We start from the raw sequence: 14,180 nt of genomic DNA, 5'->3' as shown, positions 1-14,180 counted from the left end.
GTGGCTGCCGTCGGTCAGGGAGGTCCGGGTGATTGGAATGCGTCCATTTTACGCGCTTGATGCCAACCCCGCACTGCACCGCACGATGCGGCCAGCCTCAGGCCGGCTGCTGCAGGAAAGCCTCGATCAGTTGTGCCAGCCGCTCGGGCTGGTCGTGATGCAGCATGTGGCCGGCGTCGGCGATCATCTCCACCTGCGTCTTGGGGATACAGGCGATGCGGCGGTCGATTTCTTCACGTTTCAACGAGGCCGGACCGAAGAAACGCCAGATATCGCTGTCTATCGCCTCGATCCACAGCACCGGGGCGGTGATGCGGCTCCAGCAGGCCATCATTTCATCGACCCGGTACAGGATGGGGCTGACCTGCTTGTGGGCCGGATCCCCCAGGATCTGCCACAGGCCGCTCTCATCCTGCTGCGCCCAATGCTGGGCCAGGAAACCGGCGCGCTCGTCCGAGAGGCGCGCATTGTTCTTCTGCAGCCGCGCCGCGACCTCTTCGAGCGTCTCGTAGCCGCGCAATACGGGACGATTCTTCATCTCGTCCAGCCATTGCGTGAAGCGTCCCGGCGCCTGCTCCGGCTTGGCCGTGGGCAGGCCGATGCCTTCCAGGTTGACCAGCCGCTTGATGCGCTGGGGGCGCACGCCCGCATACAAGCTCACCACATTGCCGCCCATGCTGTGGCCAAGCAGGTTGATGGCCTCCTCACCGGCGTAGTGGTCAAGGATGGCATCGAGGTCGGCCAAATAATCGGGGAACCAGTAGGACTGCGCCGGGCCCCGCTCGGTCAGGCCGAAACCGCGCCAGTCGGGAGCAATTACGTGCCATTCCCCTTGCAGGGCATCGACCATGAACTGGAACGAGGCCGACATATCCATCCAGCCATGCATCATGAAGATCTTGGGGGCCTGGGGGTCGCCCCAGTGGCGCACGTGGTAGCGCAGGCCGCGCACGTCGAGGAATTCGGAACGGGAGATTTTCTGGGCGATGGTTTGGCGCATGGCTTGTCTTTTTTGTCGGTACTGCGGGGCGGAACGAAGGATCAAGCCGCAAAGTATAGACAAAAGTGAACGATCGTGCGCCCGCCCTGCCCCGCAAGCCTGTCTCAGGGCAGGAAACGTCCGAGGTCGAAGGTGGAGGTATGACCGATCTGGGCGAAGTTCTGCTCCAGCCATTCCGAGGCGCGCTCGCGGCCCTGCTGGAACAGGCTGCCGATGAAACTGGCCTGGGTATTGAGCTTGGAGAGGTTGGTCAACTGCTCCATGAGCTCATTGGCATCGATCATGTGGATGTTGAGCTGGCGCAGCCGCCGTTCCAGCGAGCCGAAGGCCAGAGTGGAATTCTCGGCCTCGCGCTTGGCCAGGGCCAGTCCGCTCAGCTCGGTGAAGAAGGCCGAGCTGAAGCTGATTTCCGAGAGCCGCTGGCCGATGTCGTGGCTGGAAGTGGGCGTGCCGGCGCGACGGCTGGGATGCAGCAGCACCACCATCACGTCACGTGCGGCACAGGAATGCAAGAGCGGGAAAATCGGCGGATTGGCGGTCAGGCCGCCATCCCAATAGGCTTCGCCATCAATCTCGATGGGCCGGTGCAGCGAAGGCAGGCAGGCCGAGGCCAGCAGCACTTCCACCGACAGATCGGGGTTGCGGAAAATCTTCAGCGTGCCGGTACTGACCTGGGTGGCCGCAATGAACAATTTCAGCTCACGCTGGCTGCGCAGGCGTTCGAAATCGACCTGCTCCACCAGGATGTCGCGCAGGGGATTGATATCCAGCGGATTGAGTTGCGTGGGCGAGAAGAAGCGCGTCATCGCCAGCAGCGCCTGCATACCGGGCATAGGCGTGGGGTTGGCGATGACGGGCGCGCCTTCGGCCGTGACATGGTCCAGCGGCACGCCATTGGAGAGCGCCGTCCAGAAGCGCTCCAGCGCCGCACGGGCACCGTCGCGGCCGTCCTGCACGTAGCCCTGGGCCATCACCGCCGCATTCATGGCCCCGGCCGAGGCACCGCTGATGCCTTCCAGGTCCAGCCGGCCATCCTCCAGCAAACGATCCAGCACGCCCCAGGTGAAGGCGCCATGCGAGCCCCCGCCTTGCAGGGCCAGACTGACGATCTTGTTCGACATGATGTCCTTTATCTTCACGTGCCGCGTGACAGACCCGCACAATGTGGCCGGGCGCATGCGCAGTGCCTCGCTGTCACGCCGGCGTCACCACTTCGGCTTATGCTGCACTGCACTATCATGGTATAACAGGAAGACGGCTGGAGATAGTGGCAGCTTGGAGAGACATTCTGGTTCCAGCAGGAAACATCTGGCTATCCAGCTCAGCCATTGTAACCATGTACTGACGTAACGACGGACACAGCAGAGGACACATGAAATCGATTTGCGTATATTGCGGTTCTTCCCCCGGCGCTTCCCCGGCCTATGCCGAGGCAGCGCGCAAGCTGGCCCAGGAGATGGTGAAGAACAACATCGCCCTGGTCTATGGCGGCGGCAATGTGGGCCTGATGGGCATCATCGCCAGTGAAGTCATGAAGCTGGGCGGCGAAGCCACCGGCGTCATCCCCAAAGCCTTGCTGGACAAGGAACTGGGCCACGACGGCCTGACCCGCCTGCACATCGTCAAGGACATGCACGAACGCAAGGCCATGATGGCAGAACTCTCCGATGGCTTCGTGGCCATGCCCGGCGGCATGGGCACCCTGGAAGAACTGTTCGAAGTGCTGACCTGGGCCCAGCTGGGCTTCCATTACAAGCCGATCAGCCTGTACAACGTGGACGGCTTCTACAACAACCTGATCGCCTTCGTCGACCACCTGGTCTCGCAGCGCTTCGTCAGCAGCGACCAGTCCGGGCTGATGATGCATGAGGCCGATCCGGTCAAGCTGATCGAACGCTTCCAGACTTTCAAGCCGACCTACAAGACCAAGTGGGCCGATCGGGAAGCGGTGGCCAACCTGGTGCCCTGATACCGTTTTTTTACATAAACGTTCATCTGGCGGCACCAACGACAACGCCCGTCCCTCTTGCGAGGCGACGGGCGTGTCGTTTCATTCACTTCGGCCTGGAACCGCCGTCATGGCGGGCTTGCCGCGTCAGGCCTCCAGCGCCTGGCGGAAATCGGCCACCAGGTCATCAGTATCTTCCAGACCCACGGACACACGAATGAGCGACTCGGCGATGCCCATGCTGGCGCGGCGCTCAGCCCCCATCTCGTAGAAGATGGTGTGCGCCACCGGGATCACCAGCGTGCGTGTATCGCCCAGATTGCTGGCGGCCACGGCCAGGTTCAGCCGGTTGAGGTAATCGAAGCAGTCGATGCTGTCCTTCAGCTCGAAGGACATCAGGCTGCCGAAGGAGCGGAACAGCTGCTTGCACAAGGCGTGCTGCGGATGCGACTCCAGCCCCGGATAGTGGACTGCCGCCACGCGCGGATCAGCTTCCAGCATCTGGGCCAGCGCCAGCGCATTCTTGCATTCACGTTCCTGGCGCAGGGCCATGGTCTCGGCGCCAACGGCGATGTGGTGCGCCGCTTCCGGGCCCAGCGTGGCGCCAAAGTCGCGCAATGCCTTGGCGCGGATCTGCGCCATGCCCCATTGCGGGGCCGGGTTCTTCTTGTAACTGTCGGCAATGTGCGGGTAGCGCGTCCAGTCGTATTCACCGGTATCGGTCAGGGCTCCACCGAGGGCATTGCCGTGGCCGCCGATGGACTTGGTCAGCGAATTGACGACCAGGCCCGCACCGACCGTCTTGGGACGGAACAGATAGGGCGAGGTCATGGTGTTGTCCACCACGTAGAGGATGCCGCGCTCGCGGCACAGCTCGCCGATGCGCTTCAAGTCCGCCACCTGGGTGCGCGGGTTGGCGATGGTTTCCACAAAGACCAGGCGGGTCTGCGGTGTGATGGCCGCTTCCACATTTTTCACATCGGTAGCATCCACCATGGAGACCTTGGCACCCTGCGCGCCCACCGTCATCCAGAGGCTATTGGTATTACCGAACAGGAAAGCCGACGACACCACATGATCGCCCTCGCGCAGCAAGCCCTGGACGATGGCACCAATGGCGGCCATGCCGGTGGCAAAACAGATGGTGGATTTGCCGTCTTCCATCTTGGTGATCTTGTCTTCCAGCGCCGACACCGTCGGGTTGCCCTGGCGACCATAGCGATAGCCGGGCTGCTTGCCCTGGAACACTTCGGCCAGCTGGCGTGCATCTTCATAGCCGAAGGTCACGGAGGTGTGGATGGGCTTGTGCAGCGAGCCGTGTTCGATGCCCTTCTGGCGGTCGCTGTGGAGGATGGTGGTGGTGAAGCCGTAGGTCTTTTTATCGTTCATCGCGTGATCGGAAAAGCAGAAGAAATGAGCAAGGCCGGCGCACGGCCAAAGGCAAAATGATAAGCCAGATTCCCGTCGGCTGGTTTGCGTGGCACCTCAACGCAAAACGCCGGTGCCGCCAAAGCGGCCACCGGCGTCCTGGTCCAGCCTGGAATCAGACGGCGGGGATCAGTCCACGCGCGCCAGGTTCAGGTTCAGCTGGGAACGCACCACATCTTCCAGCGCCGGCTTGGGGTTCTTGCGGGCGTATTCGATGCGGTCCAGGTATTCCTGGGTGATGTCGCCGGTGATGTAGTGACCATCGAAGCAGGAGGCCTCGAATTGCTTCAGGGCCGGGTTGGCGTCGGAGATGGCGCGCTTCAGGGCTTCCACATCCTGGTACACCAGGGCGTCGGCGGTGATCTCGCGGCAGACTTCTTCGTCGCTGCGGCCGAAGGCGATCAGTTCGTCACGGGTCGGCATGTCGATGCCGTACACGTTGGGGAACTTCACCGGCGGCGCGGCCGACGCGAAGATCACGTTCTTGGCGCCCGACTCGCGGGCCATCTGCACGATTTCACGGCTGGTGGTGCCGCGCACGATGGAGTCATCCACCAGCAGCACGTTCTTGCCCTTGAATTCGCTGCCGATGGCGTTGAGCTTCTGGCGCACCGACTTCTTGCGCAGCGCCTGGCCCGGCATGATGAAAGTGCGGCCGATGTAGCGGTTCTTGATGAAGCCTTCGCGGTACTCGATGCCCAGCTTCAACGCCAGTTCCATGGCCGCCGGACGCGAGGAATCGGGAATCGGCATGACCACGTCAATCTCGCCATGCTTGAACTGGCTACGGATCTTGTCGGCCAGGAACTCGCCCATCTTCAGGCGGGTGGCGTAGACCGAGGCGCCATCGATGATGGAGTCCGGACGGGCCAGGTAGACGTATTCGAAGGCACAGGGGTTCAGCGTCGGGTTTTCGGCGCATTGCTGGTTGTACAGCTTGCCGTCGTTGTCGATGAAGATCGCTTCACCCGGGTTGACGTCGCGCAGGAAGCGGAAGCCCATGCCTTCCAGGGCCACCGATTCGCTGGCCATCATGTATTCGATGCCCTTGTCGCTCTCGTTGAAGCCCAGGCACATCGGACGGATGCCGTACGGATCGCGGAAGCCCAGCAGACCGTAACCGGCGATCTGCGCCACCACGGCGTAGGAGCCGCGCACGCGCTTGTGGACCATGGCCACGGCCTTGAAGAGCGCAGCCGGGTCCAGCGAGTAGCCGGTAGTGGCTTGCTGGATCTCGTGGGCCAGCACGTTCAGCAGCACTTCGGTATCGGAATCGGTGTTGATGTGGCGGCGATCGTTCTTGAACATCTCGATCTTCAACTGTTCCGCATTGGTCAGGTTGCCGTTGTGCGCCAGGATGATGCCGAAGGGGGCATTGACGTAGAAGGGCTGCGCTTCTTCTTCCGAGGACGAGCTGCCTGCGGTCGGGTAGCGCACCTGGCCGATGCCGGTGTTGCCGGGCAGCGAGCGCATGTTGCGGGTACGGAACACGTCGCGCACCAGGCCATTGGCCTTGTGCATCGAGAAACCGTTGCTGTGGTTGGTTGCGATCCCCGCCGCATCCTGGCCGCGGTGCTGCAGCAGCAGCAGCGCGTCATACAGCATCTGGTTGACGGGACTATGAGAGACGATACCGACGATGCCACACATGGTGGACTCCTAACGAAAAACGAAAACGAAAATGAACCACGACTGCCACGCCACTCCCGCGATACTATGGTCCCCGCCACGGGGCGCCCATCCGCTCACACCGGAGTGGAAAAACTCACATGCTCGGCCAGCTTGCCCGGCAGGTAGGGCAGCACCGCTTCGGCGGCCTGCTCGACCCAGGGACTGAAGCGCGCCTGCTTCCAGAAATCCTGTTGCGGAATGGCCGTGGTACCGCACAGCAAGGCCACCGCCACCACCAGCAATACCCCACGCGCCACACCGAAAATGCTGCCCAGCGTGCGATCGAGGAAACCCAGGCCAGTCGCCTTGACCAGCTCGCCCAGCGTCTTGGCCACCAGCGCCATCAACAGGCGCGTGCCGATGAAGAGCGCAATGAAGGCCACGATCAAGCGGGTCAGTTCACCGGGCACCACATCCGGCAACATGCCCGACAGCGCCTCGCCATAAGTATTGGCCACCACCAGCGCGACGATCCAGCCGGCCAGCGACAACACCTCGCGCACCAGTCCGCGCAGGGTGCCGATGATCACTGAACAGACAAGGATCAGCAGCACCAGGTAGTCAAATATCGTCACGATGACAACAATATGCGGCTATCTGTAGCCAAATTCAAGCAGGAACAATCGTGGCATTCAGGCCCAGCTTCTTGATTCGGCCGCCCATGCGTTCGGCTTCCTCGCGGCTGGCGAAGGGGCCGACGCGAATGCGCGTGCGCTCTCCTGCCTCGGTTGCGATCTTTTGCGTGTACGAATGGATGCCAGCGGCGCTGAGCTTGTTGCGCAATTCATTGACCTTGTCCTGAGTGGCCAGCGCAGCCACCTGGATGACGAACTTGCCACCGGCCGCAGCCGGTTTCTTTTCCGCCGGGGCCGCAGCGGCACTGGCCGGCTTGCCCTCGAGAATGGCCAGCGCACGTGCGGCATCGTCGTCGGCAGTGTGCGCAGGCGCCTTGGGCTTGACGGCTTCCTTCTTCGGTTCTTCCTTGTGCTCGGCCACGGCCGGCTTATTTTCCTCGGCCTTGGGGGCGGGCTTTTCAGTATGCTTTTCCATCGGCTTGTCAGCCGGCTTCTCGACCACCTTGGGTGCCACGGCAGCCACCGGCGGCGTCACCGGCTGGGCCGGGGCAGCCGGCGTGACCGCTGCTGCGGGCTCAGGGGCGATGCTGGACGGCTCGACGATCTCTTCCTTCTGGTCCAGCGAAGCCTGCTTGGCATCACGGCCACCCGGCTGGGCCACGCCGGAAGCCGGCTGGTCCTTGGACGGGATCTGGATGGCGATGTCGTCGTTGAGCGGCTTGGGCTCGGAATCGAGGATCATCGGCAACACGATCACCACGGCCAGCGTCAGCGCGACGGCACCGATCAGGCGGCGGCGGGCACGTTTCTTTTCCGGCAACAGCGGATCGGCGGCGGCATCCTTGCCGGCCTTGCTGCGGCTGCTGCGGGCAGAACCGGCGGCACCACCGGCCGCACTGCGGCTGCTACGGCTGCGGATGACGGAAGATTGCTCCTCGGAACGTGAACGGAAGGACCCTTGGTCAGCAGAAGAATCCTGCTTGTTTTTACGGAAAAACGAGAACAAGCCCATGCGGAGTCGTCTTGAATTGATCTGGAAATCGTGGAAAACCTGCCTGGCCACTCAGGTCCTGGCACCGTCTGGCAAGGACGGCCGGCTCCGGAACGCGGGTTCGGAATCAGTGCAGACCGGGGCGGCGCGCCTGCATGACGCCGGCTACGGTCAGGAAGGACCCGAAAACCACAATTCTATCATTCTCCCCTGCTCTGCTTAATGCATTTGCATACGCCTCCGCCGGTGTAGTGAAGGTTTCTACGCTGCGTGCCGCGTCCCGCCTGAATTCCGGCTGCACGCCGGCCCCCAGCAGGGCTTCCTTGAGCTGTTGCGCGCTGGCCGCGCGCGGCAGCGGCAGATCGGTCACGCACCAGTGATCGATCTTGTCCTTGAGGTGGCCGATGACGCCTTCGATGTCCTTGTCCAGCATGGAGCCGAACACCGCGTAGGTGTAGGGGTGGAAGCCCATGTTGTCCAGGTTCTGCGCCAGCGTGGCGGCCGCATGCGGGTTGTGGGCCACATCCAGGATCACCAGCGGCTGGCCCGGCAGCACCTGGAAGCGGCCCGGCAGCTCCACCGTGGCCAGGCCGGTGCGCACCTCCTGGGCACCCACCGGCAGCACTTCGCGCAGGGCTTCCAGCGCAGCCAGGGCGGCCGAGGCGTTGAGGATCTGGTTGGCACCGCGCAGGCTGGGATAGGCCAGCGAATTGCGGCGCATGCCGCGCCCGCCATAGGCCCATTGCTGCTTGTCGCCCTGGTAGTTGAAGTCGCGGCCCATGAGCCACAGGTCTGCACCGATCTTCTCGGCGTGAGCGATGAGCGACTTGGGCGGCACCGGGTCGCCACACACGGCGACCTTGCCGGGACGGAAGATGCCGGCTTTCTCGAAACCGATCTCTTCGCGCGTCTCGCCCAGGTATTCGGTGTGGTCGATGTCGATGCTGGTGACGATGGCCACATCGGCATCGATCACGTTGACCGCATCCAGGCGGCCGCCCAGACCGACTTCCAGGATCACCACATCCTGCCGGGCATCAGCCAGCAGCTTCATGATGGCCAGGGTGGTGAATTCGAAATAGGTCAGCGAGATGTCGCCGCGCTGGGCCTCCACCGCCTCGAAGGCGGCGATCAGCTGGGCATCGCTGGCCATGTCGCCGGACAGACGGGCACGCTCATTGAAATGCAGGAAATGCGGCTTGATGTACAGGCCCACGCGATAACCGGCGCGCAGCAGGATGGATTCCAGCATGGCGCAGGTGGAACCCTTGCCATTGGTGCCGGCCACCATGATGACGGGGCAGTCGAAGCGGATGTCGAGCTTTTCCTTGACGGCCAGCACGCGGTCCAGGCCCATGTCGATCTGCTTGAAGTGGCGTTGTTCCAGCAGGGCCAGCCATTCGTTCAAGGTGGCGGGAGTCGGGGAGGCTTGGGAAGTCATGGCGCGTCTCGGTCGGTGAAGCTGCTGCTCGAAAAACGGAATACGGATTACGGCTTGCGGATGTCGAAAAGACAAAGCCCGGATTTGCACTTCTGCAAATCCGGGCCTGAAGTATAGCGGCTAATCAGGAAACCGTTTCGGCGGACTGATTTTGCAGCAGGGCCAGCAGATGGGCGATTTCCTCGCGCATCTTGCGGCGGTCGACGATCATGTCGATGGCGCCCTTGGTGACCAGGAATTCAGCACGCTGGAAGCCTTCGGGCAGCTTCTCGCGCACCGTGTTCTCGATCACGCGCGGACCGGCAAAGCCGATCAGGGCCTTGGGTTCGGCCATCACCACGTCGCCCATGAAGGCGAAGGACGCCGAGACGCCGCCCATGGTCGGGTCGGTCAGCACGCTGATGAAGGGCAGCTTCTTTTCCGACAGCTTGGTCAGCATGGCGGTGGTCTTGGCCATCTGCATCAGCGACAGCAGGCCTTCCTGCATGCGCGCACCGCCGGTGGCGGTGATGCAGATGAAGGGGACCTTCTGTTCCAGTGCGGCCTGGGCACCGCGCGCAAAGCGCTCGCCGACCACGGAGCCCATGGAACCGCCCATGAATTCGAACTCGAAGCAGGCCACCACGACCGGCAAGGTCATGATGGCACCGCCCATGACCACCATGGCGTCGGTTTCGCCGGTGGATTCCATGGCGTCCTTCAGGCGATCGGGGTACTTCTTGCTGTCCTTGAACTTCAGGGTATCGACCGGCAAGGCTTCCTGGCCGATCTCATAGCGGCCGCCTTCGTCGAGCAGGGCATCGAGACGAGCGCGGGCGCGGATACGCATGTGGTGGCTGCACTTGGGGCAGACATGCAGGTTCGATTCCAGGTCGGTACGGTACAGCACGGCCTCGCAGGAGGGGCACTTGACCCACAAACCTTCCGGGATGGCTTTGCGGCTGGTGGAGCCGCGTTGAATCTGGGGTGGCAATAACTTCTCGAGCCAGCTCATAGAGACCTCATAGATGTTTCCGGTGGCGCGCATTGTACCAGAGCCCACCGGCGGCGGACGTAAAGCACGGTCATGCTTTCCGGCGAGCAAGTAAATTCACGCTGCCCGCTTGCGCCGTATCAAAAAACAAAGCCCCCGGACGCTGCCGGAGGCTCCTCATTGCGCTCCCCTGCCCTGCCGGACCGGGACGCTGCCGCTCAGGCGTCCAGCGCCTGGCGGATATCGGTGACGAAGGCTTGCACCGCTGCGCAGGCCTGGTCATGCGGGGTGTTTTCCAGTTCGGCAATGATGCGGCTGCCGATCACGACTGCATCGGCCACGCTGCCGACGGTGCGGGCGGTTGCGCCATCACGAATGCCGAAGCCCACCGCGATGGGCAGCTTCACGTGCTGGCGGATGGCGGCGATGCGCTCGGCCACTTCGGCCGTGTCGATATGGCCGGCGCCGGTGACGCCCTTCAACGAGACGTAATAGCAGAAGCCTCTGCTGACGGCCGCCACCTGGCGGATACGTTCTTCCGAGGAGGTCGGGGCCAGCAGGAAGATCGGATCCATGCCCCTGGCCTGCATCTTTTGGGAGAATTCTTCACATTCCTCGGGCGGATAGTCCACCACGATGGTGCCATCCACGCCCGCCTCGCTGGCCGCTGCGATGAAGGCATCGACGCCAAAGCGTTCGATGGGATTGGCATAACCCATCAGCACGATGGGCGTGTGGCTGTTGGTCTTGCGGAATTCACGCACGTAGCCCAGCACGTCGTGGGTGCTGATGCCGAATTTCAAGGCGCGTTCGCAGGCGCGCTGGATCACCGGTCCTTCGGCCATCGGGTCGGAGAACGGCACACCCAGTTCGAGGATGTCGACGCCGCCGGCCACCAGCGCGTGCAGCAGCGGTACGGTCAGCTCGGGGGCCGGGTCACCGGCCGTAATGAAGGTAATGAGCGCCTTGCGCTTCTGCTCGGCCAGTTGGGAGAAGGTGGTCTGGATTCTGGACATGATGATATGAAGTTTTTTGTCGAAACTGCCGATCGGCTCCACAGAGCCGGTCGGCACGTGCGGGCAGGCCGGGGATCAACCCTGATGCTGTTGCACGGTATGCATGTCCTTGTCCCCACGGCCGGACAGGTTGACCAGCACGATCTGATCCTTGGGCAAGGTGGCCGCCAGCTTGGCCGCATGGGCCAGAGCATGGCTGGACTCCAGCGCCGGGATGATGCCTTCGATGCGGCAGCAGTTATGGAAGGCTTCCAGCGCTTCTTCATCGGTGATGCAGGCGTAGCTGGCGCGGGCGCTGTCCTTCAGCCAAGCGTGTTCCGGACCCACGCCCGGATAATCCAGGCCGGCCGAGACCGAATGGGTCTCGATGATCTGGCCGTTGGCATCCTGCAGCAGGTAAGTGCGGTTGCCGTGCAGCACGCCGGGCGAGCCCAGGGTCAGCGAAGCCGAGTGACGGCCGGTGTCCAGGCCATCGCCGGCGGCTTCCACGCCGACCAGCTTGACATCCGGATAGTCGATGTAGGGATAGAAGATGCCCATGGCGTTGGAACCGCCACCGACGCAGGCCACCACATAATCCGGCTGGCGCGAGGCGATTTCCGGCATCTGCTGGATGCACTCGTTGCCAATCACCGACTGGAAGTCGCGCACCATCATCGGATAGGGGTGCGGACCGGCGACGGTACCGATGATGTAGAAGGTGGTCTCGACGTTGGTGACCCAGTCACGCATGGCTTCATTGAGCGCATCCTTCAAGGTCTTGGAGCCGGATTCCACGGGCACCACCTTGGCACCCAACAGGTTCATGCGATAGACGTTCTGCAGCTGGCGCTTCACGTCTTCGCTACCCATGTAGACGATGCATTCCATGCCGAAGCGCGCGCAGATGGTGGCGGTGGCCACACCGTGCTGGCCGGCGCCGGTCTCGGCAATGATGCGCTTCTTGCCCATGCGCTTGGCCAGCAAGGCCTGGCCGATCACGTTGTTGATCTTGTGGGCGCCGGTGTGGTTCAGGTCTTCGCGCTTGAAGTAGATCTGCGCGCCACCGGCGATCTCGGACCAACGCTTGGCGTGATACACCGGGCTGGGGCGGCCGACGAAATGCTTCAGTTCGGTATGGAATTCGGCCAGGAACTGTTCATCGTGCTGATATTTTGCATAGGCGTCGCGCAGCTCGTTCAAGGCCAGGGTCAGCGTCTCGGAGACGAAGCTGCCGCCGTAGGGACCGAAGTGGCCACGGGCGTCGGGCAGGTTGTAATGGGCCGTCTGGTGCAGGGCGGCGGCGGGAATGGCTTGACGCTCGGCGAAACCGCCGAGGGGGTTCAATTCTTTCATGGTGTTCCTCTGAAACTCGTTGGGAGGTGTGCTACGCGGGGGTAGCATCCGCCAGACGCACGGCCTGGATGAAGGCCTCTATCCTGGCGGCATCCTTGATGCCCTTGGCGGCTTCGACGCCACTGCTGATGTCGACCGCGTAGGGGCGAACGCCAGCCACCGCCTCAGTGACGTTGTGTACGCTCAAGCCACCACTCAAAACGGCCCGAGGCGCGAGTTCTTTTGGAATGAGAGACCAATCGAAAACCTTTCCGCTGCCGCCATACTCCTCGACCAGGGTGTCGAGCAGCAGTCCGGTGAAAAACGGACTGGCAGAGCGATATGCCTGCTCGTATTCTAACAAATCCGCGGGCTGCGTCGAACTTCCTATTCTGGCCGCGCGCATGAAGGGTCTGACAACAGCTTCGGCGATGGCAGCGCATTGCTCGGGCGTCTCGTCACCGTGGAACTGCAGCACCGTGAGCGGCGCCTCGGCCAGTACCTGCTGCACCTCTTCCAGGGTCGGATTGACGAACAGCCCGACGATGCTCACGAAAGGCGGCACCGCACGGGCCAGCTCGCCGGCACGCTGCGGCGTCACGTAGCGCGGACTCTTCGGATAGAACACCAGGCCCAGCGCATCGGCGCCGGCGGCCACGGTGGCGCGGACATCTTCTTCACGGGTCAGGCCACAGATCTTGATGCGGGTACGAAAGCTCATGGAGATTGCCTCATGGGTGAAAACTTCTACGGGCCTGGCGGCTGACAGCCTCACAACCAGGGCCAGGACCGCGCCTCCTGCGGCAGCGCCCAGCTATCCGGATAGTCGACCCGCGCCAGGTACAGGCCGTCTGGCATAAAAGTCGGTGCGGCGCGGCTGCGATCGCGCAGGGCCAGCACCTCCCCCATCCATTCCGGTCCGTGCTTGCCGCTGCCGACCACGATCAGCGAACCGACGATGTTGCGCACCATGTGGTGCAGGAAGGCATTGGCCTTGAGGGTGAAAACGATCATGTCGCCATGGCGGCGCACGGCGATGCTTTCCATCTTGCGCACCGGCGACTTGGCCTGGCACTCCACGGCGCGGAAGCTGGTGAAGTCATGTTCACCGATCAGGTATTGCGCGGCCCGGTGCATGCGGTCAGCGTCCAGCGGGCGGAAAGTCCAGCCAGCCTTGCCGGCCAGCAGCGGCGAGCGCACCGCGTGGTTGTAGAGCACGTAGTGATAGGTGCGGGCGATGGCCGAAAATCGCGCATGGAAACCGAATTGGGCCATGCTCTCGGCCCCTTCCCGCTCGGCCCCGTGCAACTCGGCCGCCTGGGCCGCAGCAGTGGCGCCGGCGATGGCCGCGTCATCCACCCAGGGCAGCTCGCAGGCCCAGCGCACCGCAATCGTGGGCGGCAAAAACGCATTGGTGCCACGTACCCAGGAGAAGCTGTCGCGGGCAATGGCCGTGTCGAAATGCACGACCTGCTCCAGCGCATGCACGCCCGAATCGGTGCGGCCGGCGCAGGTGGTCGCAATCGGGGTCGTGCTGAAGCGTCGCAGGGCGGCTTCCAACTGGTCCTGCACGGTCTGGCGGTGCGGCTGGGTCTGCCAGCCCTGCCAGCTGGCGCCGTCGTATTGCACGCCCAGCACCACACGGCGCAGGCCCTCGGACGGGGAAGAAAGTTCTGTCATGGATGTTCACTGCCTGCCGCAAGCGGCCGGGGTCCTGCGCAAGCCTGCAGAAAGCTTCATACAGCCCGCACACCACGGTCTGGCGGCACGATAAAAAACGAACGGGCAGCTCATGCGAGCTGCCCGCGAGATGAAGCTATTGT

The 14,180-nt window shown here is 63.1% G+C and carries 13 protein-coding genes; 1 reads left to right on the top strand and 12 read right to left on the bottom strand.

Annotated features, from left to right (window positions below; all coding sequences use genetic code 11):
* Nucleotides 1-97: 97 nt before the first annotated feature.
* Nucleotides 98-1,000: an alpha/beta fold hydrolase gene (locus ACWHXP_RS03160; RefSeq protein ID WP_489634528.1), complete on the bottom strand. Its 903-nt coding sequence runs from the start codon at nucleotides 998-1,000 to the stop codon at nucleotides 98-100.
* 104 nt (nucleotides 1,001-1,104) lie between these two features.
* On the bottom strand, nucleotides 1,105-2,121 hold the full coding sequence (locus tag ACWHXP_RS03155) for a patatin-like phospholipase family protein (protein WP_034338929.1): 1,017 nt from the start codon (nucleotides 2,119-2,121) through the stop codon (nucleotides 1,105-1,107).
* 251 nt (nucleotides 2,122-2,372) lie between these two features.
* Between ACWHXP_RS03155 and ACWHXP_RS03150 the strand changes: the two genes are divergently transcribed.
* Nucleotides 2,373-2,969: an LOG family protein gene (locus ACWHXP_RS03150; RefSeq protein WP_088754957.1), complete on the top strand. Its 597-nt coding sequence runs from the start codon at nucleotides 2,373-2,375 to the stop codon at nucleotides 2,967-2,969.
* A 126-nt stretch (nucleotides 2,970-3,095) separates the two neighbouring features.
* Here ACWHXP_RS03150 and ACWHXP_RS03145 read toward each other — a convergent pair whose 3' ends face one another.
* The 10 genes from ACWHXP_RS03145 to ACWHXP_RS03100 all read right to left on the bottom strand — a co-directional run bounded on the left by ACWHXP_RS03145 (nucleotide 3,096) and on the right by ACWHXP_RS03100 (nucleotide 14,037).
* Nucleotides 3,096-4,337 (bottom strand): cystathionine gamma-synthase family protein, encoded by a 1,242-nt coding sequence (locus ACWHXP_RS03145; protein ID WP_121044997.1) that lies wholly within the window; start codon nucleotides 4,335-4,337, stop codon nucleotides 3,096-3,098.
* A 168-nt stretch (nucleotides 4,338-4,505) separates the two neighbouring features.
* On the bottom strand, nucleotides 4,506-6,026 hold the full coding sequence (gene purF, locus ACWHXP_RS03140; RefSeq protein WP_088754955.1) for an amidophosphoribosyltransferase: 1,521 nt from the start codon (nucleotides 6,024-6,026) through the stop codon (nucleotides 4,506-4,508).
* Nucleotides 6,027-6,121: 95 nt separating this feature from the next.
* Nucleotides 6,122-6,622: a CvpA family protein gene (locus ACWHXP_RS03135; RefSeq protein WP_121044998.1), complete on the bottom strand. Its 501-nt coding sequence runs from the start codon at nucleotides 6,620-6,622 to the stop codon at nucleotides 6,122-6,124.
* Nucleotides 6,623-6,656: 34 nt separating this feature from the next.
* Nucleotides 6,657-7,634 (bottom strand): SPOR domain-containing protein, encoded by a 978-nt coding sequence (locus ACWHXP_RS03130; RefSeq protein WP_489634529.1) that lies wholly within the window; start codon nucleotides 7,632-7,634, stop codon nucleotides 6,657-6,659.
* 106 nt (nucleotides 7,635-7,740) lie between these two features.
* The gene (gene folC, locus ACWHXP_RS03125) at nucleotides 7,741-9,054 is read right to left on the bottom strand and encodes a bifunctional tetrahydrofolate synthase/dihydrofolate synthase (protein WP_121045001.1); all 1,314 of its coding nucleotides are present in this window, start codon (nucleotides 9,052-9,054) and stop codon (nucleotides 7,741-7,743) included.
* Nucleotides 9,055-9,178: 124 nt separating this feature from the next.
* A complete protein-coding gene (gene accD, locus ACWHXP_RS03120) occupies nucleotides 9,179-10,048 on the bottom strand; it encodes an acetyl-CoA carboxylase, carboxyltransferase subunit beta (RefSeq protein WP_034331674.1) in 870 nt (289 codons plus the stop codon).
* Nucleotides 10,049-10,245: 197 nt separating this feature from the next.
* Nucleotides 10,246-11,043, bottom strand: coding sequence for a tryptophan synthase subunit alpha (gene trpA, locus ACWHXP_RS03115; RefSeq protein WP_489634530.1), 798 nt, complete (start codon nucleotides 11,041-11,043; stop codon nucleotides 10,246-10,248).
* Nucleotides 11,044-11,118: 75 nt separating this feature from the next.
* The gene (gene trpB / locus ACWHXP_RS03110) at nucleotides 11,119-12,378 is read right to left on the bottom strand and encodes a tryptophan synthase subunit beta (protein ID WP_034331673.1); all 1,260 of its coding nucleotides are present in this window, start codon (nucleotides 12,376-12,378) and stop codon (nucleotides 11,119-11,121) included.
* Between the two features lie 31 nt (nucleotides 12,379-12,409).
* Complete coding sequence (locus ACWHXP_RS03105; RefSeq protein WP_134222967.1) at nucleotides 12,410-13,078, bottom strand: phosphoribosylanthranilate isomerase; 669 nt, start codon at nucleotides 13,076-13,078, stop codon at nucleotides 12,410-12,412.
* Nucleotides 13,079-13,128: 50 nt separating this feature from the next.
* Nucleotides 13,129-14,037: a tRNA pseudouridine synthase A gene (locus tag ACWHXP_RS03100; RefSeq protein WP_489634531.1), complete on the bottom strand. Its 909-nt coding sequence runs from the start codon at nucleotides 14,035-14,037 to the stop codon at nucleotides 13,129-13,131.
* Between the last annotated feature and the right edge of the window lie 143 nt (nucleotides 14,038-14,180).

The sequence above is a fragment of the Herbaspirillum sp. Her2 genome (assembly GCF_057961375.1).
The sequence above is the reverse complement of the archived record's forward strand: the minus strand, read 5'-3'. Positions and strand labels throughout refer to the sequence as shown.

Bases quoted from the DNA above. Each gene is read 5' to 3' on its own strand.
- ACWHXP_RS03155 (WP_034338929.1), bottom strand. From the start codon at position 2,121: ATGTCGAACAAGATCGTCAGTCTGGCCCTGCAAGGCGGGGGCTCGCAT.
- ACWHXP_RS03145 (WP_121044997.1), bottom strand. From the start codon at position 4,337: ATGAACGATAAAAAGACCTACGGCTTCACCACCACCATCCTCCACAGC.
- ACWHXP_RS03105 (WP_134222967.1), bottom strand. From the start codon at position 13,078: ATGAGCTTTCGTACCCGCATCAAGATCTGTGGCCTGACCCGTGAAGAA.
- ACWHXP_RS03150 (WP_088754957.1), top strand. From the start codon at position 2,373: ATGAAATCGATTTGCGTATATTGCGGTTCTTCCCCCGGCGCTTCCCCG.
- ACWHXP_RS03100 (WP_489634531.1), bottom strand. From the start codon at position 14,037: ATGACAGAACTTTCTTCCCCGTCCGAGGGCCTGCGCCGTGTGGTGCTG.
- folC (WP_121045001.1), bottom strand. From the start codon at position 9,054: ATGACTTCCCAAGCCTCCCCGACTCCCGCCACCTTGAACGAATGGCTG.
- purF (WP_088754955.1), bottom strand. From the start codon at position 6,026: ATGTGTGGCATCGTCGGTATCGTCTCTCATAGTCCCGTCAACCAGATG.
- trpA (WP_489634530.1), bottom strand. From the start codon at position 11,043: ATGTCCAGAATCCAGACCACCTTCTCCCAACTGGCCGAGCAGAAGCGC.
- accD (WP_034331674.1), bottom strand. From the start codon at position 10,048: ATGAGCTGGCTCGAGAAGTTATTGCCACCCCAGATTCAACGCGGCTCC.
- ACWHXP_RS03160 (WP_489634528.1), bottom strand. From the start codon at position 1,000: ATGCGCCAAACCATCGCCCAGAAAATCTCCCGTTCCGAATTCCTCGAC.
- ACWHXP_RS03130 (WP_489634529.1), bottom strand. From the start codon at position 7,634: ATGGGCTTGTTCTCGTTTTTCCGTAAAAACAAGCAGGATTCTTCTGCT.
- trpB (WP_034331673.1), bottom strand. From the start codon at position 12,378: ATGAAAGAATTGAACCCCCTCGGCGGTTTCGCCGAGCGTCAAGCCATT.